The sequence below is a fragment of the Corynebacterium sp. KPL2895 genome, assembly GCF_040225815.1.
In the GTDB taxonomy this organism is placed as follows: Bacteria; Actinomycetota; Actinomycetes; order Mycobacteriales; family Mycobacteriaceae; genus Corynebacterium; species Corynebacterium rhinophilum.
Window position 1 is genome coordinate 125,092 of sequence record NZ_JBEHFY010000003.1, and the last position, 24,104, is coordinate 149,195.

Genomic DNA, 24,104 nt, shown 5'->3' on the forward strand with positions numbered 1-24,104 from the left:
CATCCGTAGTGTTTGACTCACTATCAGACCGCCTACAGTCAGCCCTGGCGGGCCTGCGCGGCAAGGGCAAATTAACTGAGGCGGATATCAACGCCACGACTCGTGAGATTCGTTTGGCCTTGCTGGAAGCTGACGTTTCTCTAACGGTGGTGCGCGGGTTTATCAAGCGCATCAAGGAACGCGCCCGCGGCGCGGAAGTATCTGAGGCGCTCAACCCCGCCCAACAGGTGGTCAAGATCGTCAATGAAGAGCTCATTGAGATCCTAGGCGGAGAAACCCGCCGGTTGAACTTGGCCAAGAATCCACCGACCGTCATCATGCTGGCCGGTCTGCAGGGTGCTGGTAAAACCACCTTGGCCGGTAAATTGGCCAAGCACCTCACGAAGCAGGGACACACCCCGATGCTCGTGGCCTGTGACTTGCAGCGCCCAGGAGCCGTGCAGCAGCTGCAGATCGTCGGCGAGCGCGCGGAAGTCCCGACCTTCGCTCCAGACCCAGGTACCTCCCTGGATTCCAATGACCACGAGATGGGTACCTCGCACGGGGACCCGGTGGACGTCGCCAAGCGCGGTATTGCTGAAGCAAAACAGAAGCAGCACGATGTGGTCATCATCGATACCGCCGGCCGCCTGGGCATCGATGAAACCCTGATGACACAGGCGCGCAATATCCGTGATGCCGTCAATCCGAATGAAGTCCTGTTCGTCATCGACTCCATGATTGGTCAGGACGCCGTGCAAACGGCGGAGGCCTTCCGCGATGGCGTGGACTTTACCGGCGTGGTTCTCACGAAGCTGGATGGTGACGCCCGCGGTGGTGCAGCGCTGTCCATTCGTGAGGTGACCGGTAAGCCGATTTTGTATGCGTCCACCGGTGAGAAGCTCGATGATTTTGATGTCTTCCACCCAGAGCGCATGTCTAGCCGCATCCTGGGAATGGGTGACCTGCTCTCCCTGATTGAGCAGGCGGAAGCCACCCTGGATCACCAGAAGGCCGAAGAAGCAGCCTCTAAGCTTGGCTCCGGCGAGCTCACGCTGAATGACTTCTTGGACCAGATGCTGATGATCCGCAAGATGGGTCCAATTGGCAACCTGCTGAAGATGATGCCTGGCGGCAAGCAGATGAATGAAATGGCCGCCATGGTGGATGAAAAGCAGCTGGATCGCATCCAGGCCATCATCCGCGGTATGACCCCAGAAGAGCGCGAGAACCCGAAGATCTTGAACGCGTCGCGCCGCAAGCGCATCGCCAATGGTTCCGGTGTAAGCGTTTCTGAGGTCAACCAGCTCATTGAGCGATTCAACCAAGCCAAGAAGATGATGTCCAAGATGGCCGGCCAATTTGGCATGGGCGGTGGCGGACGTTCTGCCACCAAGAAAAAGCCAAAGGGCCGCAAGGGCAAAAACGGCAAGCGCAAGAAGGGCAAGGGCGGCGGTGGCAACCGCGGCCCCAAGATGCCGGGTGGTATGCCAGGAATGGGCGGCGGTATGCCGTCGATGGAAGAGCTACAGCAGCTGCAGCAGCAAATGGGCGGTGCCGGCGGTGCCGGTGGCCTTGGCGGTGGAAAGATCCCCGGCATGCCCAAGATGCCCAAGGGCATGGAGAATATCGACCTCGATAACCTCAACTTTGGCAAGGGCAAAAAGTAGCCGCGCAGAGACATAAATAGAAGGTGGCCCATGACCTCTCAGGTGATGGGCCACCTTTGTGTGTGCCGTCGCGGGGGAGCGTCTACACCGGGTCGTTTTCCAGGGTATTGGGATACGGCACCGGGTTGGCGCGCCGCGTGCCACCGGTGGTGGGGGCAGCTGGCGATTCCTCTAGTGCTGCCTCTGCCTCTTCCGGGGAGATTTCTGGCGCCTCTTGTTGGACCTTTTCACCGTTCAAGAAGGGCGTGAGGGCTTCTCGGATCATCGGCATCGCGGAATCAGCAAAGGCGTTGGTGATGTGGTGCATATCGCGGTAGACCATGGTGTTGCCGATGATGACCGGGCAATCGCCATTAGCATCGCAGAACCACGGCGCGGTATCGAGGGACAGCATGTTTTCGTACTGCGATAGAACAACGGCACCTGGATCGTAAGGTTGGTAAACCTGCTCAAACCGCATGCCGCAGCCCACAGAGTCCTCAGTGGCAACGTAGCACTCATCGAATTCGCGCGGCTCCCCGTCCTCATCGAATCCCCACGGGTTATCGCGGAAACCCAGGAAGGGGATATCGCGCTTGGATAGTTCTTCCCAAAAGGCTTGGTAGCCGGCGGGGACAGCGTCTGGGCCATGCCCGAATTCGTTTTGCGGGCGGGTGGTATTGGAGATAACCAACTCTGGCTGGGCTTCGGCAATGCGGTCCATGACCAGTTCACCCCACTCGGCGCATTCGGGGCTGACCGTGACGTCATCGCCAAGCTCGATGGGGCAACCTTGGCGCAAGAGGGGAACCAGCTTGAAACCCATCTCTCGGCCGAGGCGGTCGAGGGCAGACGAGTATTGCTCCGCGTGGGATCCTCCCACCAAATAGACTTCCTTTTCGGCAGTAGTGTCGCCGAAAATGCAGGGGGTCTTGCCGTCCCTGCGCGTTTCAAAGAAGAAATCAGCGGGCTGGCTATCGGGCACGAAGCACCAGTTTGCAGCAACCGGCGGCTGGATTCCTCTAGCCACGATGGGATCAGGTTTGATCTCTACGCCATCCGGCGGGGTGATGTCATTGATGAACGTGGTAGCGCCGGGATATTGCTGGGGGTTGAGCATTTCCGCGTCGGCGATATTAAGGGTGCGCAGCCACAGCGGCTGAATGAGAAGCAGCGCCGTGACGCAGCTGGCGACCACGACGCCGCCGATGGCCCGACCGGCACCGGCACGGGTGGACAGACTGGAGACTGCCTTGTGGGCTGGAAGATCCTCTGCCAAGGGTCGCTTGCGGTGCTGGCGCAGGGGACGCTCGATGAAGCGATGCGTGATATCTGCAAGCAGCAGGGAGATGGCAATAATAATGATGCCCAGCCACCACGACGGGGTCTGCTGGCCCAAGTACGAGGTGGACAAAATAAGCAGCGGCCAGTGCCATAGATACAGTGGATAGGCGACATCGCCTAGCCAGCGCGCCTTTTTAGAGGCCATGGCCTTGGAGATCTTGCCGCCACCGCCCAAGATGATGAGCACGGCACCGCCCAAAGGCAAAAGCGAGAGCGGTCCTGGGTAGGCGGTGGTCTCTGCGATGATGGCGCCGGTAAAGACCAGCATGAAAAGGCCAAGGCCAGTAAACAGATCATAAAAACGCGCAGGAATCTTCCATGCAGAACCGTAGATGGCTAGAACCGCACCAAGGGTCAACTCCCAGGCGCGTGACCACGTGGAGTAGTAGTTTTCTGGAGTTCCGTGTAGCCCATGGCGCGAGGCATAGGCAAAGGAAATGATGGTCACCACGATGAGGATGGGGCCGGCGATTTGGTTGACCGTGGGGAAGCGGCTTGTGCGCAGTGAAGATTGCTGCGGGCGCCATTTCATTATCGCAGCCAGGATGAGGGCAAAGGCAATGCCCATCAGGTAGAACTGGCCCTGCACGGACATCGACCACATATGCTGCAGCGGGGAAGTATCGGCGGCGGCCGCAGTGTAGTCAGCGTGTTGGCGCGCCAGCTCCCAGTTCTGGTAGTACAGCATGGTTGCCGAAATTTGCTGGGTAAATTCAGTGCGCATGAGCTGCGGCGTGAAAAGGCGCACGAAGATATACGTCACACCGATGACCAAAACAAGGCTTGGTACCAAGCGGCGCAACGTGCGCCAGATTGGCCACCATGGGTTCAATGACGCGTTGGGCTTGCCGGCATAGCGCAGCTGTGAGCCTAAAAAGAAGTAACCGGAAAGCAGTAAAAAGACATCCACGCCGCCGGAGACACGACCGACAAAGACGTGGTAGATAACTACGAGGCCAATTGCGATACCGCGCAGACCATCGAGGTCATAGCGGTATCGAAAGTTGCGTGGAGAATCATTTGTCATAAAACGTCATTTCGTGCGCTTGCTCATGGGGAAACAAGCGTGGCGTACTTCTAAGCCTTCTGGGTCAAAGGTTTACGTTCGGCTAATCAGGTTACTCTTTAATGGTCTCGGAGGCATAACGAGGCAAGGTAGAATGCGGGAGACGCGGAGATTTTAAAATACTGCCTGCACACGCTAAAATGGTTCGGGTTATCGCAGTGGTGTGAACTGCTGACGATAATGAGACGTTTCATTCTGCGTAACACCGTTCCCGTCTACGGTCGGCCGGTACGTCACGCGCAGATAAAATCCAAGGGTTGAACCGGCGTGCTAAAAAGCGCGTGTCTGAACTGCCCAGTGACTAGAAAAGGAGCCATCATGGCTGTCAAAATTAAACTGCAGCGCGTAGGTAAGATCCGCGCCGCTGAATACCGCGTAGTTATCGCTGATGCTCGTACCCGCCGCAGCGGCAAGGTCATCGAGAACATTGGCATCTACCACCCGAAGGAAGAGCCTTCCCTCATCAAGATCGACTCCGAGCGCGCACAGCACTGGCTGTCCGTTGGTGCACAGCCTACCGAGCCTGTCTTGGCACTACTGAAGGTCACCGGTGACTGGCAGAAGCACAAGGGCCTGCCGGGCGCAGAAGGCACCTTGAAGGTTGCCGAAGAGAAGAAGTCCAAGCTGGACCTCTTCAACGAGGCGCTGGCTGAGGCTAATAACGGCCCAACCATCGAGGCCATCACTGAAAAGAAGAAGGCCAAGGAAGAAGCAAAGAAGAAGAAGGAAGCTGAAGAGGCTGCTGCAGCTGAGGCTGCCGCTGCTGCTGCCGGCGAGGCAGACGCTGAAGCAGAAGCTTCTGAGGAGTCCGCAGAGTAATCTGCTCGGTCTCTAGCGCCCTTTACTGATTAGGGCGCTGTGCATAAGCTTCATCCCCCACCTGTCATCGTTGCATTTATGCGCGATAACGAGTGGGGGATTTTGCGCGCTCGGCCAGCGCGCGGCCGCCACTGAGGCTAGTGGCTAGCGCTATTCAGAGCGTGGCCGCAATTCGGGGTAATTGGCGTATACATCGCCTGGATCTTTAAAATCCATCCCGCGCAAGCTGCCTGCGACGACGGGTTTGAATAGCTGATAGATTTCCTCCCGCGGCAGTTTAGACAGGGGCCCGTCAATGGCAAGTACGGTAAACCCGTGGACGGCGGACCAAGACAGCAAGCTATTGTGTAGGAAATACTCTTTATTGGGCGTTTGGCCTTGGGCTTGGGCGTGACGGGCCAAGAGATCGAAGTAGCGCTGAATCAGATTCAGGTGCTCGCTTTTTGGATCATCGGGAGTTGAGGAGTCTACGCCGAGCATAAAACGAAGCGCCTTCCACTCCAACATGCAACGGAAGAAGTTCGTTTCATCCAAGGCAAATTCGAGGTAGGCATACCCAACCTGCACGAGGTGATCGGGGAAGGCGAGGTTGCCAGCTTTATCGGTGGTGTGGTGAAGGCGGCGCACGAGCTCGTCGGTGGCTAGTTCGGCTACCTTATCGTGCAGTTCTTCCTGATCCTTAAAGTGCCGGTAGGCCGAGGTGGGGGATACTCCTGCCGCGCGGGTGACGGCGCGGATGGTAATAGCCTCGGGGCCTTTTTCCTTTCCTAATTGCACGGCGATCCGTAGCAGCTCGTCGTGGAGGTTTCCGTGGTGGTAAGGCTTGTTATGAGACTGCGATGTATCCAAAATCTGTCCTAACGGTGTGTGTATTCCAATTAGCCTGTAAGCATCGTTAAAAGCATTAGTGCCGGTTGCCCGTCTGACTGTTCTGTCGGTGAGTCCGAGTTCACATCCGGTAGGGGTGCGGCAACGCTATGCACTATATAGGCGGGTAAGTGCACAATGTTACCTGGGGCTAGTGCGACCGTGTTCTCCCCACAAGTGAAATTCACTTCGCCGCGTATCGCCTGCACGGTGATCGGGTGGGCGGCTTTGTGATCTGGCAGGGATTGACCAGGGGCAAAACTGAAAAGGATCAGGTTTGCGCGCTCACCGTTTAAGACTCGCTTGACCCCAGGGCGCTCACGTTCAGGATCAGTGGGAGGTGCCAAAGCCACCAGATCAAGGTCGATCAAGGGGGAGTTCGGTGCCTCCTGATGCGCGCTGCGAGGATCGGAGGACGGGTGGGGAGAGTCGTTCATGCTTCAAGCGTAATGCCTAAGAGTGAGATTGTGGGGAGCGCGGCAGGAAATAAGAGCAACTGGGTGTATGCGGTAAACTCTGCGCCATGGAATTGATGATTGGGCGCGTCATTAAGTCGCATGGGATCAAGGGAGAAGTGGTGGTAGAGCCCACCACCGATGAGCCTGAGGTGCGCTTTGCGGTGGGAGAAACACTGCGGGGAAGGCAGGGCCGCAAGGGACACGAGTTGACTATCTCTGCGGTGCGCAGCCATAAAGGCAGGCTTTTGGTGACGTGCAAGGAAATTGCCGATCGCACACAGGCGGAAAGCCTGCGAGGCACCCAATTTTTCGCTGCCCCATTAGAGAATGACGACGAGGGCTTTTATGACCACGAGCTCGAAGGCCTGCGCGTTATCCACGAGGGGGAAGACATCGGCTCTGTGACCTCCGTCGTGCACGGGCCTAGCCAAGATCTCTTAGAGGTTGAGCTGGCTTCGGGCAACTCCGCCTTGGTGCCCTTTGTCCATGCCATCGTCCCCGAGGTCGATGTGGAAGCCGGCACGTGCACCATCCAACCCCCAGAAGGGCTGTTGGATCTATGAGGCTCGATGTCGTGACCATCTTTCCGGAATACCTGCAGCCGCTGCGCCATGCCCTTTTAGGCAAGGCAATCGAGCAGGGCCGTCTTGAGGTGGGCGTGCACGATCTGCGGCAGTGGGCTACAGATGCGCATAAATCGGTCGATGACTCCCCCTTTGGTGGCGGCCCAGGAATGGTCATGAAACCTGAGGTATGGGGCCCTGCGCTTGACGATGTCGCACTCGGGACCACCGCCCCCACCCTCGACTCCTCCCTGCCGCACCTCAACCGCCCACGCCACGATGAATTAGAAGGTGTCGAAGCCCAGGCGTATGACGCTGAAGCGTCACAAGGCGAGCCAGATAGCGAGAACGAAGATGGCGATCTCCCGCTGCTTCTCGTTCCCACCCCGGCTGGGGTGCCGTTTACCCAAGCGGATGCGCGGGCATGGTCCACCGAGGAACATATTGTTTTTGCCTGTGGGCGTTACGAGGGCATCGACCAGCGCGTGGTTGAAGATGCAAAGAAGCGCTACCGCGTTCGGGAAGTATCCATCGGGGATTATGTGCTCATTGGCGGGGAGGTCGCCGTATTGGTGATCGCAGAAGCCGTAGTCCGCCTTATCCCCGGGGTATTGGGCAATAAGCGCTCGCATGAAGAAGATTCCTTTTCAGATGGCCTATTGGAAGGCCCGAGCTATACCAAACCGCGGGAGTGGCGCGGGCTTGCAGTGCCGGAGGTTTTGACCTCTGGAAATCATGGGCTGGTAGATCGGTGGCGCAGGGAACAAGCGTTGGAGCGCACGTGGCAGCGCCGCCCGGAGTTATTGGATCAGGTGGAATTGAGTAAGGCGGATAAGGCATTTGTAGCGCAATTGAGCGAGCGTGAACCGAAAGGCAAGGCACAGTAGTGCGGGTGAGCGTGGATCTTTCTGTGCTGATGAGCCAGGAAGAATGGGAAGAAAGCCTGGCTGGTATGCCGGAGAAACTGCGCGACGCAGGTTTTGTGCCGGTAAATATTTTTGCCACCGTAGTTTCCCCGTCGCCGCCGAAAGCTAGCCCATTGGCCCTGGAATATGAATTCAGCAATGGAACCGCGGCGGAGGGCACGCCGCTGTGGCGGGTCATCGTCAATGGCGATACCACAGCAGCCCTGCCCTCCCTCGCGCCGATGGTTGCTGAGTGCTTGCCGGCCACCGCGGCGTGGTTGGGAAGTACAGAAATCGGGCATACCGAATTCGCGTGGTCGGCCGAGCCGGTATGGAGCGTTGAATCCAGCGAAGAAAATTAGGAAAAGTCGCTAGAGAAACTTGTATCGGTGCTGGGTAGTGCTACTGTAAGTGCAGCACACACTCGCATTTTTACTTGCTCTCCAAGGACTCTCTCGCATGACTTCTCCCAATGGAAATGATTTTGGCGGATACAACCAACAGCCGCAGTACAACCAGTACCCCGCGTATTCTCAGCCGCAACAAAGCCGCGGGAATGGGGCCATGATTGCGGCGATCATTTTGGGAGTTGTGGCACTTCTTGCCATTGCCGCTGCGGCAGTCTTTTTCGTGCAGGGAAATGGCGATAATTCCAACGCCACCGCGCAGGAAACCCAATTTCAGCAAAAGGCGGACTCCACAAGCGTTGATGACAAGGACGACGAGAAGTCGTCGGGTAGTGAAGCTACCGTGACCAAGACTGAGCAGGCACCTGCGCCCGCCCCAGCACAGGCACCTGTAAGTAGCGGCAATGGGCACTCGTGGGGCGACTACACGAGCTATTACGCTGCCACCAGTAAAACGTCAGAGGCATTTGCAAAAAATGTCTACAACACCTTTATGAATAACTGGGTGTCCGGTGGCGGAACGGATGTCACCTTGAGCGTCTATTCACCGACTACCGGTGGTACCTATACGATGTACTGCTCCGGGAACTCCTCGCGGGTGAGCTGCTCTGGCGGCGATAGGGCCCAGGTAGTCATCCACTAAAATAGCGCGTCTTTTGCTCCTCTTCTTCCTGCTTGTAGCGTGCGGGAGAGAGAGGATTTTTGTGTGTCCGGCGGTGGCAGGCCGGGGCGGTGGACAAGGCATGCGGTAGATTGGGTGGGTCCCGTACCAAGCTTTGAAATAGAAGTGTGAGGAATCTACGTGAATATTGCGGCCACCATCGCGGCGGAGATCGGCGCTCAAGAAACCCAGGTTTCGACGGCGCTGAAGCTCCTTGCGGAGGGAAATACCGTGCCTTTCATTGCGCGCTATCGCAAGGAGGTCACGGGTGGTTTGGATGATGCCCAACTGCGCACCATCGAAGAGAGGGCCACCTACCTGCGCGAGCTAGAAGAGCGCAAAGAGACAATCCTTGCCGCCATCGATGAGCAGGGCAAGCTTAGCGATGACCTGCGCAGCCAGATCCTTGCCTGCGATACCAAAGCCCGGCTTGAGGATTTGTATCTGCCGTATAAAAAGCGGCGCAAGACAAAGGCGGATATCGCGCGCGAAGCCGGCTTGGAAGAGCTGACCGACATATTGATTGCGCAGCCGCAGGCCCAGCCGGAGGAACTGGCACAGGGTTTTCTTACGGAAGGTTTCGCGGATACCAAGAAGGCGCTAGAGGGGGCGCGCTCCATTCTTATCGATCGCTTCGCGCTCGATGCAGACTTGGTAGGCAGTGTGCGCGAGCGCATGTTTAACCAGGGTGCCATGCAGGCGCAGGTGGTGGAAGGAAAGGAAGCCGAGGGGGCGAAGTTCAAGGATTACTTCGACTTCAACGAACCTTTTTCTTCGCTTCCTTCCCACCGCATTCTGGCACTCCTGCGCGGGGAGAACGAGGGAGTGCTGCAGCTGCACCTCGATGCCGGTGACGACGCCGACTACGAGAACCTCATCGCGGATCGGTTCGAGTTGGAACGCAGCTCCGCGTGGTTGGATAACGCCGTGCACTGGGGATGGCGCACCAAGCTGTATGTTTCTTCCAGCCTAGATGTGCGCATGCGCTTGAAAGAAGTAGCAGAAGAAGGCGCGCTCAAGGTCTTTGCCACGAACCTGCGCGATGTGCTGCTTGCCGCCCCCGCGGGCCAGCGCGCCACCATCGGCCTTGACCCGGGCTACCGCAACGGCACCAAATGCGCCGTGGTGGATAAAACGGGCAAGGTGCTCGATACCACCATCGTCTATCCCCATCAGCCGCAAAACCAGTGGTCGCAGGCGGTACAGACCCTGTCCACACTGTGCGCGCGGCACTCGGTTGACCTTATGGCCATCGGCAATGGCACTGCCTCCAGGGAAACAGAAAAGCTCGCGCACGAGATTGCTGACCTGCTCAAACAGGCTGGGGGTCAGCAGCCAACGCCCGTCGTGGTCTCCGAATCCGGCGCATCGGTCTACTCCGCATCGCAGCTGGCGGCGGAGGAATTCCCCGATATGGATGTCTCGCTGCGCGGGGCGGTCTCTATTGCCCGGCGCCTGCAGGATCCGCTGGCAGAGCTGGTGAAAATCGATCCTAAGGCCATCGGAGTGGGCCAGTATCAGCACGATGTGAACCAGACGTCGCTGGCCCGGACGTTGGATGGCGTGGTAGAAAGCGCCGTCAATGGCGTCGGCGTCGACCTCAATACGGCCTCAGCGCCGCTATTGGAGCGCGTGGCGGGTGTTAACCCCACCATCGCCGCCAATATCGTGGCCTACCGCAATGACAATGGCTCTTTTGCTACCCGTAAGGAGCTGAAGAAGGTGCCGCGCTTAGGCCCGAAGGCCTTTGAACAATCCGCCGGCTTCCTGCGCATTAATGGGGGAGCGGACCCGCTCGATGCGTCGGCGGTTCACCCCGAGGCCTATCCCATCGTGACAAGGATTGCGGAGCAGACGGGGCTGGGCATCGGCGAGCTCATTGGCAATACCCGGGTGCTGGACAAGCTGGATCCCGCCGATTTTGCGGACGAGACCTTCGGTATCCCTACCGTGAGCGATATCATCGCCGAGCTAGATAAGCCGGGCCGCGATCCGCGCCCTGAGTTTAAGACCGCCACCTTTAAAGAAGGCGTACATAAGGTCTCTGACCTTAACCCCGGCATGGTTTTAGAGGGCACGGTCACCAACGTGGCGGCCTTTGGTGCGTTTGTCGATGTCGGCGTGCACCAAGATGGCCTCGTCCATGTCTCTGCCATGAGCCATCAGTTTGTTTCTGATCCCCATGAAGTCGTGCGCTCTGGCCAGGTGGTCAAGGTCAAGGTGATGGAGGTTGACGTTGATCGCCAGCGCATCGGCCTGTCGCTGCGGCTGGATGATGAACCAGGCCAGCCTGCGCCGAGGCGTCGCGGCGGCGATTCACCGCGCGGATCCAGCAAGCGCGGCGGTCAAAAACCCTCGCGGGCAGCGGGGAAGAAGGGTGGCCGCAACTCCGATCGTGGAGGCTCCCGCGGGCGCCCGGCAGCCAAGGGGACCATGGCCGATGCCCTGAAGAAGGCCGGCTTCTAACTTCTCTGTGCAGCGGCCTACCGGTACCGCAAGGTGGGCCGCTGCCTGAGGCGGCGGTGGGGAAATTTCACCGCCAACCGCGCATGCGCCGAAAAATATGACTGCCACTTCGCAGTCGATGCGGACTCCCGCGTCCATTAATGATAAGTTTGGCAAAACTAAGTAAATGGCGTCCTTCTTCTCCTGTTCCAGCGAGGCACTGCTGAGTAGAGCGGGGCAAGGGGGACGCTGAACTACTGCCATAAGGAGACAACTATGAGTCGTGCGGCCGATAGCGGTCAAGGTGCCGGGGACACCGCAGAGATGCCTTCGATAAGCGGCGAGGAACCCAAGGGCCGGGGAGTGCTGGGCTGGCACCGCCTCTTGGATTGGCGCCCGCGCAGCGCTTTGTCGCGGGTGCTTATCGTATTCCTCCTCGTTGCTCCCATCATCGTGGCCGGAACCATGATGTGGGCTATGTGGGATCCATCCAAGTACATGCGCAATATTGACCTTGCCGTGGTCAATGAAGATGTGGGCGTGGATAAGCAGGGCAAGCACACCAACTATGGCGACCAGGTGGTCAAGGGCTTGCTGGATACCGATTACCTCAACTTCTCTGAGGTCAATAAGAACGACGGCGATGAGGGCCTGGTCAAGGGCAAGTACTTGATGGTGGTGACGATCCCGAAGAACTTTTCCGAACAAGCCGTCACCATTATCAGCGAAAAGCCCGAAAAGCCTGAGATAAACTTCGCTACCAATGACTACTACGGCACGAATGGCTCAGTGATTTCCTCCAGCCTTATTCCGCAGGTGCAAACCAGCGTGGAAAACGCCATTTCCAAAAAGTACGCTGACCAGGTCATCGAAGGGCTTACTAAGTTGAGCGACGGCCTGAACAATGCCGCGGACGGCGCGGGGCGACTCGATGAAGGCGTCGGCAAGCTGCAAGAGGGCGGCGGGCGCGCGATTGACGGAATTAACAAGCTCGACAACGGTGCGGGAACGCTTAATAACGGCACGGCCGAGCTCCTCAACGGAACGACGCGGCTCAATGATGGCGTCGGCCAGTTGAATGATGGTGCGGGCCGGCTGAGCGATGGCGCCGCGCGCCTCGATGACGGTGCCACCCGGCTTGCCGATGGCTCCGATAAGCTCCTTGCCGGTACCGGCCGCCTCGCCGATGGTGCGGGCCAAATCGATGCCGGTGTCAATCAGTTCACGGGCATGCTGATCCCCGTGCTGAAACAAGCCCAAGCCGTGGTGCCTGGTCTTACCCAGCTGGTAGACATTCTGCGCGGGCTCGGCATGACCCAACAAGCAGACCAGCTTTATTCGCTCGTATCCAAGCTTGATCCCGCATCGAGTGGGAATATGGTGGGGCAGCTGGAAAAACTTTCCGCAGGTACCGGCCAGTTGCACTACAACCTGTCCGATCCGCAATCGGAATATCTGGGCGGCCTTACCACGCTCAACGGCGGGGCACACCGCCTGTCTGATGGTATCAAGGAACTGCGCGGCGGAGTCGGGAAGCTTAGTGACGGTACCTCGCAGCTGCAGGACGGCGCGTCCCGCCTGCAGGATGGCGCATCTCGCCTCCACGATGGCACGGGCGCGCTTAAGGAGGGCACCGGCCGGCTGGCAGAAGGCGGAGCTGAGCTGAAGGGCGGCATGGATCGCCTCAAGGAAGGCTCTGGCGAACTATCCACGAAGCTTGCCGAGGGCGCAGCTAAAGCTCCCACCGTTTCCCGTCCTGAGGATTCCGCGCAAAATATGGCGGTACCCATCAACTTCACCGCATCCAATGTCCACCCCGTGCAAACGGTGGTAAACCCAGCGGACCCGACCGAGAAGAATATTACCGGCGGCGCCTCCATGCTCTTCGTACTCGTATTCGGCTTCCTCGTGATGCTGCTGCTGGCGATGACGCTGCCGTACTACATGGCGCGTAGGGGAGTCCGGATAACTAGCCCTGCCCGCAGCGTCTTCGGCGCCTTTGCCGCGCTGACCGGGCTGAACTTCCTCGTACTAGCGTTTATGGCCCTGATGTCTTCTACCCTGGGATGGCAGCCGGCAAGTTGGTCCATGATCGCGCTCGTACTTGCTGCGATATCCGCTGTAGGTGCTGCGACCTACCAGTTCTTCCTGGTTACCTTCGGGCGCAAGATTGGTTCGATCTTTGCCGCCGGCGCCTTCGCCCTGGGCGTCATGGTCTTTGGCGGGGTATGGCCGGTCGTGGCGATTCCGCGTGCGCTGAGCCTGCTGCACCCCTTCCATCCGATGTCCTACGCCAAGGATGCCTTTACCCGCGCCACCGATGGCATTCATGATGGAACGTTCTGGAGCGGGATTATCATCCTCTTTGGCATCACGGTGATTGCGGTGGGGGCCTCGTACCTCGTCTTCCGAGCACGGCACCTGGGCACGGCGAAGATCCTCGATGAGCACCATTCCCGCTTCCGCTCTCCCATGCCTGCCTAAGCTGCGCCCGGCCCGTTCGCCCCAGGTAGGGTAGTAAATCTGCGAAGTAGAGGAATTTGGAATTGGCCGGTTCCTATGGAAAGATAGTCCATCGTTCTATGTAACGGGCACGAACCGGTCAGGCTTCAAGCCGCCAGGGTCCTCTGTCCCAAACTGAAAAGGAATATTTGGTATGACCAACATTATCGACAAGGTCGATGCAGCACAGCTGCGCGACGACATCCCGTCCTTCCGCCCCGGCGATACCCTCGACGTCAATGTCAAGGTTATTGAGGGTAACAACGAGCGTGCACAGCTCTTCAAGGGCATCTGCATCCGCCGCCAGGGCTCCGGTATTCGCGAGACCTTCACCGTGCGTAAGGTGTCCTTCGGTATCGGCGTAGAGCGTACCTTCCCGGTTCACTCCCCGAACCTCGATTCCATCAAGGTCTCCCGCCGCGGCCGCGTCCGCCGTGCGAAGCTGTACTACCTGCGCGATCTGCGCGGCAAGAAGGCTCGCATCAAGGAGCGTCGCTAGTTCCAGCGCCGCTGCGCGCAGCGTTTCTCTCCCTTCCTTTCCCACATTCACAGTGCCGGGAAAGGGAGGGAGATTTTTATTGCGTTCTCTTCAAATCATTTCGATTTCCTGTGAATCGCCCCGCAGTCACGGGAGCCAATCCGTATTGCGGGCATGCAGTTGCTAGGATCTGACGGGTGAATAACGAAAGCATCTCGCAGGGCAAAGAAGCGGCCACAGAGAAGGTAGCCACGGAGAAAAAACAAATGCCGTGGTGGCTGGAGACTCTCGTGGTCGTCATTTCCGTGCTGGTGGTCGTGGGGCTATTCCAAAACTTCATTGGCCGCCAATACGTGATTCCCTCAGGATCCATGGAGCCGACACTGCACGGCTGTGAGGGATGCACAAATGACCGCATCTTTACAGAAAAGGTCTCCTACTACGGCGATAAGGGCCCAGAGCCAGGAGACGTTGTGGTCTTTAAGGGCACGGACGACTGGAACGGGAGTTACGTGTCTCCGCGCTCATCCAATTCCGTCATTCATGGCATCCAGGATGCGTTGAGCTTTATTTCCCTGGCACCGCCAGATGAAAATACCCTGGTCAAGCGCGTTATCGCCACCGGTGGGCAGACGGTGTCGTGCCAAGAGGGCGATCCCGCCGTCCTGGTGGATGGCAAGCCCATCAACCAGGACTACGTACAGGATCCGCCGACCTACCCAGTGGATGAGTCGACCGGATCGGAAGCATGCGGCGGCCCGTATTTCGGCCCAGTGAAGGTGCCCGAAGAGAATATCTGGGTCATGGGGGATAACCGCACCGCGTCTGCTGATTCGCGCTACCACATGGGTGATAATTTCCACGGCACGATCCCCGTAGAGAATGTGCGCGGAAAGGTGCAGTTCGTATTCTGGCCGTTCAACCGCATTGGTGGGGTCGATGACCCAGACATCCAAAGCTAAGCCGCAACAACAGCGCCTGCGCACCCGCGATTTCCTCGCACCGGTCATAGGCGGCTTCGTGCTCTTAGTCCTACTGCAGGCTTTCGTCGGCCGGATATATGTCATTCCCTCCGCGTCGATGGAACCCACGCTGCATGGCTGTACTGGCTGCGATAATGACCGCATCGCGGTGCAGAAAATGAGCTATTATTTCCACGACCCAGATCCAGGCGATGTCGTGGTTTTTGAAGGACCCGAATCCTGGAATACCGAATTTGAAGTTCAGCGCTCCGAAAACGTGCTGGTGCGCGGTGCCCAAAATGCCCTTGCATCCGTGGGGCTTTTGCCCAATGGGGAAAATATCCTGGTCAAGCGCGTTATCGCCACCGAGGGCCAGACGGTCAAGTGCGAAGAGGGCGATTCCGCGGTGATGGTGGATGGTGAACCGATAGATCAGAGCTTCACGTTGGATCCTCCCGAGATTCCGGTGGATCCTGGCTCCGGCTCGCAGGCTTGTGGCGGCGAGTACTTTGGCCCCGTGACCGTCCCGGAAGGCAATATGTGGGTCATGGGGGATAACCGCACCAATTCCCTTGATTCCCGCGCGCACATCGGAGATCACCTGCAAGGCACCGTGCCGGTCGATAATGTGCGCGGCAAGGTAGAAGCCGTGGTCTTGCCCGTATCGCGCTTTGGTGGCATCGACGATCCGGATATCCAGAATGCGGCGGCTTAAACAGCAGCGCACCTTTGAGGTGGCGCTGGCCCGAACGGGGCTCGGCCCCGTCGCTGGGGTGGATGAAGCCGGCCGCGGTGCGTGCTGCGGCCCCATCACCATCGCCGCCTGCATCCTGCCCGAGCGCATCGTGGGAGAATTGGATACCTTAACCGATTCCAAGAAGCTCACGCCCCGCCAACGAGAAAAGCTCTTTCCCATCATTAAAGACAAGGCTGTGGACTGGGCGGTGGTCCATATTGCGGCAGGGGACATCGACAAGCGCGGCATCCAGCACGCGAATACCTCAGGCATGCGCAGGGCGGTAGCGCGCCTGGACAAGCGCCCGGGCTATGTGCTTTCCGATGCCCTCTATATCCCCGGCCTTACCCAACCTCACCTGCCCATTATTGGCGGGGATGCGGCGGCGCGATGCATCGCGGCGGCAAGCGTGTTGGCCAAGGTAAGCCGGGATCACCTCATGCGGGATCTGGATGAGCGTTTTCCGGGCTATGGCTTGGCTGGGCATAAGGGCTATGGCACCAAGGCGCACGAGGCCGCGATTGCCGCTTTGGGGGCGAGCCCAGAACACCGCATGAGCTACAGCAATGTGCAGCGCGCCCATGCCCAATTCACTGCGCGTGCCTAGCGAAAATTGTGGTTTCTGCGCGCTAAGCTAGGGCGAGCTATCCCATCTTTTGGAGGTCCACAGTGAGTGCAGAGGAACTCGAAAACTACGAGGCAGAGGTAGAGCTGTCCCTTTACCGCGAATATCGCGATGTCGTCAGCCAGTTTTCTTATGTCGTAGAAACCGAGCGTCGTTTCTACCTGGCCAATGCCGTAGAACTGATTCCCCATACCGCCGGGCCCGATGTGTACTACGAGGTGCGCATGTCCGATGCCTGGGTATGGGATATGTATCGTTCCGCGCGCTTTGTGCGCTACGTCCGCGTCATTACCTACAAGGACGTCAATATCGAGGAATTGGATAAGCCGGATTTCATCATGCCGGACTAGGGCTTAGCGCGCCTGTCAACTCGGCGCCCGCTGCATTCCGCCGCAGCTGTGGATAACTCTTCGTGATGTCGAAGTTATTCACAGCTGCGGCGGTTTTCTGGTTTTCGGGCTTGTAGCCTGCCCGCATCCTGCGGTGTTCTGTGCGTGCAGTACAAAACAGCACGAAAGAAAAGGAGACCGCACATGCAATTTGCATCAGATAAACACTTGGCCACGAAACGTCCTCGGCATAGACAACAGCTAGGCAAGCGGGGCGAATCATTCGCCGCGCGCTACCTCCGCCAGCGCGGATCCGAGATCATCGCCGCCAATGTTAGCTACCGCGTGGGAGAAATCGATCTGATCGCCCGCGAGCCAGATGGCACCATCGTCTTCGTCGAGGTGAAAACCCGCTCTACAGCGAGCTTTGGCATAGCTGAGGCCGTAACTCCACACAAGCTTTCGCGCATGCGCAGGGCCGCCGTCCAATGGTTAGATGGCAAGCCATTTTCCACAGTGCGCTTTGATGTCATAGCCCTCGTGGCCAAAGGCGAGGGCTTTGAGCTAGAACACTTTACGGGGGTCGAGGATGGCTCTCGGTAAATGTTTAGCAGTCTCCCTACACGGCGTGCTCGCCCGCGTTATCAACGTCGAAGCGAATGTGGGGCACGGGCTTCCCGGAATCCATGTGGTGGGGCATGCGGATACTGCGATATCTGAATCCCGCGACCGCATCAAGACCGCCGCCGCGAACTCCCGCCTGCCGTGGCCGAAAACCAAGGTCATCGTGTCCATGTCGCCGGCCTCTTTACCAAAATCAGGCTCCCACTTTGACCTGCCCATGGCCCTTGCGATTCTCGCCGCCCACGTAGAACAGCACGGCGCTGATTACGCGCGCTTCGTGCAGGCACCCAGCCGGGTTCTCGAAGAAACCTTGGTGCTCGGGGAACTGGGGCTGGACGGCACGGTTAGAGCAGTCCCCGGCATTATCCCAGCACTTCTTGCCGCCCGCGAGGAGGGCATTACTACGCTGGTTATTCCGCCAGGAAATGCCGCCGAGGCCACCCTCGTGCCCGATATGAATGTGCTGGTTGCAGCTACGCTCTTTGATGCCTTTGCGTGGGCGCTAGGAGAGCGCGACCTGCCCCGCGCGGCCGAGTGCTGCTCTGACCAGCCTGCAGCGGCGCCCGCACAGGAGCGGCTAGACTTCTGCGATATAGCCGGGCAACACCATGCCAAGTGGGCTGCAGAAGTCGCCGCCGCCGGTGGGCACCACCTGTTGATGATCGGCCCACCGGGTTCGGGAAAATCCATGATCGCCTCGCGCCTGCCCAGCATTCTTCCGGCGCTAAGCCCAGACCAGATGGTGGAAACCACTGCGGTCCACTCGCTGACGGGAACCCCTGGTGAAGTGGTGTCCCACGCACCCTTCATCGCCCCGCACTCTTCGGTCACCCGCGCAGCGCTCCTTGGTGGTGGAAGTGGCCATCCTCGCCCAGGTGCGGTGAGCCTGGCCCATAATGGGGTGCTCTTCCTCGATGAAGTCAGCGAGGTAAGCGCACCGGTCCTCGACGGCATGCGGGCGCCTTTAGAAGAAGGCCATGTCCGCCTAGCACGCGCGCAGCAAGAAATAGACTACCCGGCGCGTTTCCAGCTCATTATGGCCGCCAATCCCTGCCGGTGCGCTGCCGAGGATCCCTCTAAATGCACCTGCAATCCGCATGACCGGCTTAATTATCTATCGAACCTGTCTGGGCCCTTGCGTGACCGCTTGGACATGGTGGTCACCCTGTCTGGGCAGTCAGCCACCATTAACGCGGAGGGCGAAGAATCATCTTCTGCCATTGCTGAGCGCGTCGCCGCAGCCCGTGACCGCGCCCGGGCACGCTGGGCAGCTGATGACATTCCGGCACGCGTCAACGGCGCCGTGTCCTCGTCCTATTTGCGCCGACACCGCCCAGCTTCCGAGTCCGCGATGATCATGCTGTCTGCCTACTTAGCCGAAGGCGAGATTTCGCAGCGCGGTATCGACCGCATCCTGCGCGTGTCGTGGACCTTGGCCGATCTGCACGGAAGCTCTAGGCCGGATCTTGCGGAAGTGGGCCAAGCCCTCGACCTTCGCTCGAGCCAGACGGTGGGGAGGATTTCGGCATGAGTGAGCTTGATTTATCCACTCCACTTGCCACGTGGGTATATCTCAATCGCGTGGTTGAGGGCCCGTCTGCCTCCTTGCAGGCCTTGCTGGAGCACCATTCGGCGGAAGAGATTGCCCACGGGATTTATCACCGAGCCGATTGGATCGGGCCGCTTTTGGCCCGCACCGCCTCGCGGTTTGATTGGGTGCGGCAAAAAGAAGATCTCGCTGCGGCAGAGCGCGTAGGGGCGCGCTTGATTACGGCCGATAGCCCGGAGTGGCCGACAGAGGAATTCTCTTCCGCCTTCGGTTTCTACCAGAATGGCGCGGACGCGCCGGCCACATTCGATGAACAAGCAGTGCCGCCACATAGCTTGTGGGTACGCGGCTCAGCACTCAAACCCGAGGTAGGGCAGGCCGTAGGGATCGTGGGCACGCGCGCCATTTCGCGCTATGGGTGGCAGGCAACCCAAAGCGTGGTCTCAGGCCTGGTAAACCACGAATGGACGATCGTCTCCGGCGGCGCCTTGGGAGTAGATACGGTGGCGCATGAGACCGCCTTACACAATGCGGGGCGCACCGTTGCGGTAGCCGCATGCGGAATCGACAAGAATTATCCGGCCCGCAATGGTGGACTCTTCGATCAGATTGCCGATAATGGCTGCATCGTCTCCGAATTTGCCCCCGAGACAGCACCCAAGCGGCATCGCTTCCTTATTCGCAACCGCCTTGTTGCAGCGCTGAGCCAAGGAATCGTGGTCATGGAAGCCGCGTATCGTTCCGGCGCGCTTAATACCCTCAACTGGGCGGAAGCTTTAGGGCGCGTTGCCATGGCCGTGCCGGGACCAATTACGACGAGCGGCTCGCTCGGGTGCCACCAGCGCATCCAAGACGGGCGGGCCCAGTTGGTCGCCAGCGCCGATGAAGTTCGCGCCCTAGTCAGCCGCGCCGGGACGGTCGATCCGGAGGCGCAATATGAGATGAATTTTGCGGCGTCCTTAACGCAGCGGCTATCGCGGAATGAGTTACGTGTTTTTGATGCTACCCCGCCGCCGGGACGCCCTGCAGCCACCGCTGAAGATATTGCACGCGACGCGGGATTCCGCCTTCCTCTTACTATCCACTTATTGCTTACCCTAGAGAAAATGTGCGTGATCGTGCGGGAAGGAAATAACTGGGTTCGCTTAGAGATGGGCTGAAAAGGAAGTAAACTCATGGGGTATGAGTGATAAACGGAAGGCTGCAGAAAGCAATGCTCCGGTGGGACAAATGGATGAGGCCATCGAGGATTTTGCGGACTTCCAGCTCCAGGTCAAAGGCCGTGCGGAGGCCACGGTGCGTGGCTACCGCGCGGACTTAAAAAACCTGGCCCAAGACATCGATACTTTTGCGGACTTTAATCTCAATAACCTGCGGCGGTGGCTGGGCAACGCGGTTGCAGAAGGCAAAGCGCGCGCAACGCTGGCACGCAGGACTGCCTCAGTTAAAGCCTTTTCTACCTGGGCGGAAAGGGAAGGCTACCTAAGCCGTGATGTCGCGGCACGATTGGTAACACCGAAGGTGGGCCAGCATCTCCCAACGGTCATGGCGCCGCAACAGGCGGGTGAACTTGTGGGCAACGCCGTTTCAGTCGATGAAGCCCATTTTCAGCGCGATAGCGCCATTTTGGAGCTGCTCTATGCCACCGGAATGCGCGTTGCGGAATTGGCCCGCCTCGATATCGGGGACGTGGACTTTAAGCGTTCCACCGCGCGCGTTACTGGTAAGGGAAACAAGCAAAGGGTCGTGCCCTTCGGTACCGCCGCAACCGATGCCCTGCAGCAGTGGATAGATGGCGGGCGCAAAGAACTGGCGCGGGGAGATACCCAGGCCATTTTTGTGGGCAGTAGGGGAGCGCGCATTGATCAGCGCCAGGTGCGACGTATCGTGGAAAAAGCCGCAGCGGTTACGGGCACAAGCGGGCTAACACCGCACGGGGTGCGCCACCTTGCGGCTACTCACCTCCTAGAAGGCGGGGCGGATCTGCGCGTGGTCCAAGAGCTACTGGGCCATTCATCCTTGAGTACCACACAGATTTATACGCATGTCTCCGCAAAGCGGTTAAAGCAGGTCTATTCCCAGGCGCACCCGCGGGCCTGAGTAATTCTCATAAAGGCTTAAGCCGGATGACCGGCATATCTAGCAGGCTTAGTGGGTCGATATAGCTGTCTTTGGCGATTCGGGCGCCCCAATGCAGCCCTGGTGTGCCGTCTACTGGGTGGCCGAGCTTGCCTATAGTTTGGCCCTCGCGCACCTCTTGGCCTTGGGTAACGCTCGCGTGCACGGGTTGATACGTGGTGCGAATACCATCGGCATGGTCAATCGAAATAACCGGGGTGCCCGCTACGGTGCCGACAAAAGCTACGGTGCCTGATTCGGCGGCGACGACGGTACCGCCTATTCGCAGGGCCATATCGACGCCGCGGTGTCCGGCGCTCCACTTATGCTCGGGCTTATCAAAGCCGCGTAGCACCCGAACCGGGCGCGTCTTTCCGGAGGCGGGATCGACATATGCGGCAGCGGGCGCAGCGCACAGTAGCACTAGCGCACCAGTCAGGATGGTGGTGACGGAGGGGAGAAGGGGGCATCGGCAAGCGGCGTTGTTGTGTGGTCGTAGCAAACGGTTCATGGGGCACAGTGTGAAGCGTTGGGCCAATATTGTCCTGCGAAGCGTGGATTAGCTGTGGATAAATTGACAGCGTTGGGGCGGAAGAAACTCGAGTGACAATCGAGATGCAGCGGCCAGAGGAACTTGTGGAAAAGTGCTCGTTCGGTTTGGAAAATCCAGCTGGCTGGGATTATTGTCTTCTATAGCAGTGTGTCCGCTGGGTGGTAATCATCACGGAGGCATTGACTACGCGCGACGAAGTTGTCGCATCCTGCATTAAGGATGTGGCGGTCCGATAGCTGACGTGGTCCTTGGAAACAAGGTGTTAGCAGGGCCTTCGTTGCTAGGGTGCGGAATAAAACACCGCACATTTGGAAAAACCGAAAGACAATTAAAAGAAAGCGAGCGAATCATGGCAGTTGTAACCATGCGCGAGCTCCTCGACGCTGGTGTGCACTTTGGCCACCAGACCCGTCGCTGGAACCCGAAGATGCGTCGTTTCATCTTCACTGACCGTAACGGCATCTACATCATCGACCTGCAGCAGACGCTGACCTACATCGATGAGGCATACGAATTCGTTAAGGAAACCGTCGCTCACGGTGGCACCATCCTTTTCGTTGGCACCAAGAAGCAGGCGCAGGAAGCAGTTGCTGAAGAAGCAACCCGCGTCGGCATGCCTTATGTCAACCACCGTTGGTTGGGTGGCATGCTCACCAACTTCCAGACCGTGTCCAAGCGTCTGAAGCGCATGAAGGAGCTTCAGGCTATGGATGAGCGTGAGGACGGCTACAAGGGCCGTACCAAGAAGGAAGTTTTGATGCTTAACCGCGAGCGCGCCAAGCTTGAGCGCGTTCTGGGCGGCATCTCCGAGATGGCTAAGACCCCGTCCGCACTGTGGATTGTTGACACCAACAAGGAGCACATCGCGGTTAAGGAAGCTCACAAGCTGAACATCCCGGTTGTTGCCATCTTGGACACCAACTGCGACCCAGATGATGTTGACTTCCCGATTCCGGGCAACGATGACGCAATCCGTTCCACCAAGCTGCTGTCCGGCATCGTGGCTTCTGCCGTCGAAGAAGGTAAGAAGGCTCGCGAGGAGCGTCAGCTTGCAGCCGCTAAGGAAGCTGCCGGCGATTCCGCAGAGAAGGAACAGCGCGATGCTGAGGCTGCTGCAGCCGCATCCGATCCTGCTTCTGCAGAAAAGACCGAGGAAGCACCCGCAGACAAGCCTGCACAGTAGGCCTGCCTCTTGTGAGGATTCTTTCTTAACTGCACTTAATTGAATACCCCACGCACATTTTGGTGTGGGGCAGCTAGGGAATAATTCCTGTACAAGGCTGTTTACCTGACCCCTACCACCGTGTGCTACGGCGGTGGGGGTTACTTTTATCTATGCTGGAGGCGGCTAAAATTAGCCTCAGTACGACCGCATTGATGAAGGCAAAATGGGGTAGATTTCCCCACCCAAAGACGGCGCGAGACCGCTACTTCGGCTACGCTGTCTCAACGAACACTGATTGATTTTCAAGGAGGATCGCCCTAACTATGGCGAACTACACTGCTGCAGACGTGAAGGCACTGCGCGAAGCAACTGGCTCCGGCATGCTCGATTGCAAGAAGGCCCTGGAAGAAAACGGCGGCGACTACGACAAGGCCGTTGAATTCCTGCGCATCAAGGGCGCTAAGAACGTGTCCAAGCGTGCTGACCGCGAGGCTACCGAAGGTCTCGTTGCCGTATCCGGCAACACCATGGTTGAGATCAACTGTGAGACCGACTTCGTGGCAAAGAACGAAGGCTTCCAGTCCTTCGCTAACAAGATTGTTGAAGCTGCAGCCGCAGCCAAGGCTAACTCCCCGGAAGAACTCAACAACGTAGAGATCGACGGCCAGAAGGTCTCCGAGTTCGTTGACCAGGAATCCGCAAAGACCGGTGAGAAGCTGCAGGCACGTCGTGCAGTCACTGTCGATGGCGACAATGTTGCTGTCTACCTGCACCAGCGTTCCGCTGACCTGCCTCCTGCAGTCGGTGTCTTGGTTTCCTACGAAGGCAACAAGGAAGGCGCACACGCTGCCGCACTGCAGATTGCAGCTATGAACGCTGAGTATCTGAAGCGCGAAGACGTTCCTGCAGAGATCGTCGAGAAGGAGCGCTCCATCGCTGAGGCCACCACTCGTGAGGAGGGCAAGCCTGAGGCTGCTCTTCTAAAGATCGTGGAAGGCCGCCTGAACGGCTTCTACAAGTCCGTTGTCTTGCTGGAGCAGGCTTCCTTGTCCGATAACAAGAAGACCGTCAAGCAGGTCGCAGAAGAGGCCGGCACCACCATTACCGGCTTCGTCCGCTACGAGGTTGGCGCTTAAGTTTAAGCCCGCTTTTTAGCCTTTAAAGCCCACGGGAGGAATATCTGAACTGGCCCCCGAAAGTTGGACTGGTTTAATTCTAGGCGGTGAGGGGTTCAAGGGTCTGATTCCGATATTGCATCGGGGTCAGGCCCTTGAGTCGTTGTTGGATGCGTTCGGTGTTG

23 protein-coding genes are annotated in these 24,104 nt (G+C 58.5%); 19 read left to right on the forward strand and 4 right to left on the reverse strand.

Features of this window, described 5'->3' with window-relative positions; genetic code table 11:
• Positions 1-8 precede the first annotated feature (8 nt).
• A complete protein-coding gene (ffh, locus tag ABRP95_RS02340; protein ID WP_284851454.1) occupies positions 9-1,649 on the forward strand; it encodes a signal recognition particle protein in 1,641 nt (546 codons plus the stop codon).
• A gap of 82 nt (positions 1,650-1,731) precedes the next feature.
• Here ffh and ABRP95_RS02345 read toward each other — a convergent pair whose 3' ends face one another.
• Positions 1,732-3,999 (reverse strand): acyltransferase family protein, encoded by a 2,268-nt coding sequence (locus ABRP95_RS02345; protein WP_284805802.1) that lies wholly within the window; start codon positions 3,997-3,999, stop codon positions 1,732-1,734.
• Positions 4,000-4,356: 357 nt separating this feature from the next.
• Here ABRP95_RS02345 and rpsP point away from each other — a divergent pair, with 357 nt between their 5' ends.
• Entirely contained in the window at positions 4,357-4,857 is a 501-nt protein-coding gene (rpsP, locus tag ABRP95_RS02350; RefSeq protein ID WP_005283672.1) for a 30S ribosomal protein S16, read from the forward strand.
• 150 nt (positions 4,858-5,007) lie between these two features.
• Here rpsP and ABRP95_RS02355 read toward each other — a convergent pair whose 3' ends face one another.
• Positions 5,008-5,706 carry a TetR/AcrR family transcriptional regulator gene (locus ABRP95_RS02355; protein WP_284853293.1) on the reverse strand — a complete coding sequence of 233 codons (699 nt, stop codon included), beginning with the start codon at positions 5,704-5,706 and terminating at the stop codon, positions 5,008-5,010.
• Between the two features lie 541 nt (positions 5,707-6,247).
• Here ABRP95_RS02355 and rimM point away from each other — a divergent pair.
• The 15 genes from rimM to ABRP95_RS02430 all read left to right on the forward strand — a co-directional run bounded on the left by rimM (position 6,248) and on the right by ABRP95_RS02430 (position 21,068).
• Positions 6,248-6,745 carry a ribosome maturation factor RimM gene (gene rimM / locus ABRP95_RS02360; RefSeq protein ID WP_284853292.1) on the forward strand — a complete coding sequence of 166 codons (498 nt, stop codon included), beginning with the start codon at positions 6,248-6,250 and terminating at the stop codon, positions 6,743-6,745.
• Complete coding sequence (trmD, locus tag ABRP95_RS02365) at positions 6,742-7,632, forward strand: tRNA (guanosine(37)-N1)-methyltransferase TrmD (protein ID WP_284851982.1); 891 nt, start codon at positions 6,742-6,744, stop codon at positions 7,630-7,632. The genes rimM and trmD overlap by 4 nt, the downstream gene beginning before the upstream one ends.
• Positions 7,633-7,637: 5 nt before the next feature.
• The gene (locus ABRP95_RS02370; protein WP_284796006.1) at positions 7,638-8,012 is read left to right on the forward strand and encodes a hypothetical protein; all 375 of its coding nucleotides are present in this window, start codon (positions 7,638-7,640) and stop codon (positions 8,010-8,012) included.
• A gap of 97 nt (positions 8,013-8,109) precedes the next feature.
• Positions 8,110-8,700 (forward strand): hypothetical protein, encoded by a 591-nt coding sequence (locus ABRP95_RS02375; RefSeq protein WP_284782175.1) that lies wholly within the window; start codon positions 8,110-8,112, stop codon positions 8,698-8,700.
• A 159-nt stretch (positions 8,701-8,859) separates the two neighbouring features.
• Entirely contained in the window at positions 8,860-11,184 is a 2,325-nt protein-coding gene (locus ABRP95_RS02380; RefSeq protein WP_349838895.1) for a Tex family protein, read from the forward strand.
• A gap of 255 nt (positions 11,185-11,439) precedes the next feature.
• Positions 11,440-13,647, forward strand: a complete 2,208-nt coding sequence (locus tag ABRP95_RS02385) for a YhgE/Pip family protein (protein ID WP_349838896.1) — start codon at positions 11,440-11,442, stop codon at positions 13,645-13,647.
• A gap of 172 nt (positions 13,648-13,819) precedes the next feature.
• Positions 13,820-14,164 carry a 50S ribosomal protein L19 gene (rplS, locus tag ABRP95_RS02390; RefSeq protein ID WP_284864396.1) on the forward strand — a complete coding sequence of 115 codons (345 nt, stop codon included), beginning with the start codon at positions 13,820-13,822 and terminating at the stop codon, positions 14,162-14,164.
• Between the two features lie 245 nt (positions 14,165-14,409).
• Entirely contained in the window at positions 14,410-15,105 is a 696-nt protein-coding gene (gene lepB, locus ABRP95_RS02395; RefSeq protein WP_349838898.1) for a signal peptidase I, read from the forward strand.
• Positions 15,083-15,820 (forward strand): signal peptidase I, encoded by a 738-nt coding sequence (gene lepB / locus ABRP95_RS02400; RefSeq protein ID WP_284864395.1) that lies wholly within the window; start codon positions 15,083-15,085, stop codon positions 15,818-15,820. The genes lepB (ABRP95_RS02395) and lepB (ABRP95_RS02400) overlap by 23 nt, the downstream gene beginning before the upstream one ends.
• The gene (locus ABRP95_RS02405; protein WP_284864433.1) at positions 15,798-16,448 is read left to right on the forward strand and encodes a ribonuclease HII; all 651 of its coding nucleotides are present in this window, start codon (positions 15,798-15,800) and stop codon (positions 16,446-16,448) included. The genes lepB (ABRP95_RS02400) and ABRP95_RS02405 overlap by 23 nt, the downstream gene beginning before the upstream one ends.
• Before the next feature lie 62 nt (positions 16,449-16,510).
• Positions 16,511-16,816 carry a DUF2469 domain-containing protein gene (locus ABRP95_RS02410; RefSeq protein ID WP_005278666.1) on the forward strand — a complete coding sequence of 102 codons (306 nt, stop codon included), beginning with the start codon at positions 16,511-16,513 and terminating at the stop codon, positions 16,814-16,816.
• 183 nt (positions 16,817-16,999) lie between these two features.
• Positions 17,000-17,398: a YraN family protein gene (locus tag ABRP95_RS02415; RefSeq protein ID WP_284864394.1), complete on the forward strand. Its 399-nt coding sequence runs from the start codon at positions 17,000-17,002 to the stop codon at positions 17,396-17,398.
• Positions 17,385-18,950: a YifB family Mg chelatase-like AAA ATPase gene (locus ABRP95_RS02420; protein WP_284864393.1), complete on the forward strand. Its 1,566-nt coding sequence runs from the start codon at positions 17,385-17,387 to the stop codon at positions 18,948-18,950. The genes ABRP95_RS02415 and ABRP95_RS02420 overlap by 14 nt, the downstream gene beginning before the upstream one ends.
• The gene (gene dprA / locus ABRP95_RS02425; protein WP_284796011.1) at positions 18,947-20,128 is read left to right on the forward strand and encodes a DNA-processing protein DprA; all 1,182 of its coding nucleotides are present in this window, start codon (positions 18,947-18,949) and stop codon (positions 20,126-20,128) included. The genes ABRP95_RS02420 and dprA overlap by 4 nt, the downstream gene beginning before the upstream one ends.
• 22 nt (positions 20,129-20,150) lie before the next feature.
• Entirely contained in the window at positions 20,151-21,068 is a 918-nt protein-coding gene (locus tag ABRP95_RS02430) for a tyrosine recombinase XerC (RefSeq protein ID WP_284850024.1), read from the forward strand.
• 7 nt (positions 21,069-21,075) lie between these two features.
• Here ABRP95_RS02430 and ABRP95_RS02435 read toward each other — a convergent pair whose 3' ends face one another.
• The gene (locus ABRP95_RS02435; protein ID WP_284796013.1) at positions 21,076-21,597 is read right to left on the reverse strand and encodes a M23 family metallopeptidase; all 522 of its coding nucleotides are present in this window, start codon (positions 21,595-21,597) and stop codon (positions 21,076-21,078) included.
• 391 nt (positions 21,598-21,988) lie between these two features.
• Between ABRP95_RS02435 and rpsB the strand changes: the two genes are divergently transcribed.
• Entirely contained in the window at positions 21,989-22,822 is an 834-nt protein-coding gene (gene rpsB / locus ABRP95_RS02440) for a 30S ribosomal protein S2 (protein ID WP_284769593.1), read from the forward strand.
• Positions 22,823-23,127: 305 nt separating this feature from the next.
• Complete coding sequence (gene tsf / locus ABRP95_RS02445) at positions 23,128-23,940, forward strand: translation elongation factor Ts (protein ID WP_349838897.1); 813 nt, start codon at positions 23,128-23,130, stop codon at positions 23,938-23,940.
• Positions 23,941-24,019: 79 nt separating this feature from the next.
• Here tsf and ABRP95_RS02450 read toward each other — a convergent pair.
• Positions 24,020-24,104, reverse strand: an 85-nt coding sequence (locus tag ABRP95_RS02450; RefSeq protein ID WP_239317516.1) for an IS3 family transposase, incomplete at its 5' end; no start/stop codon positions are given.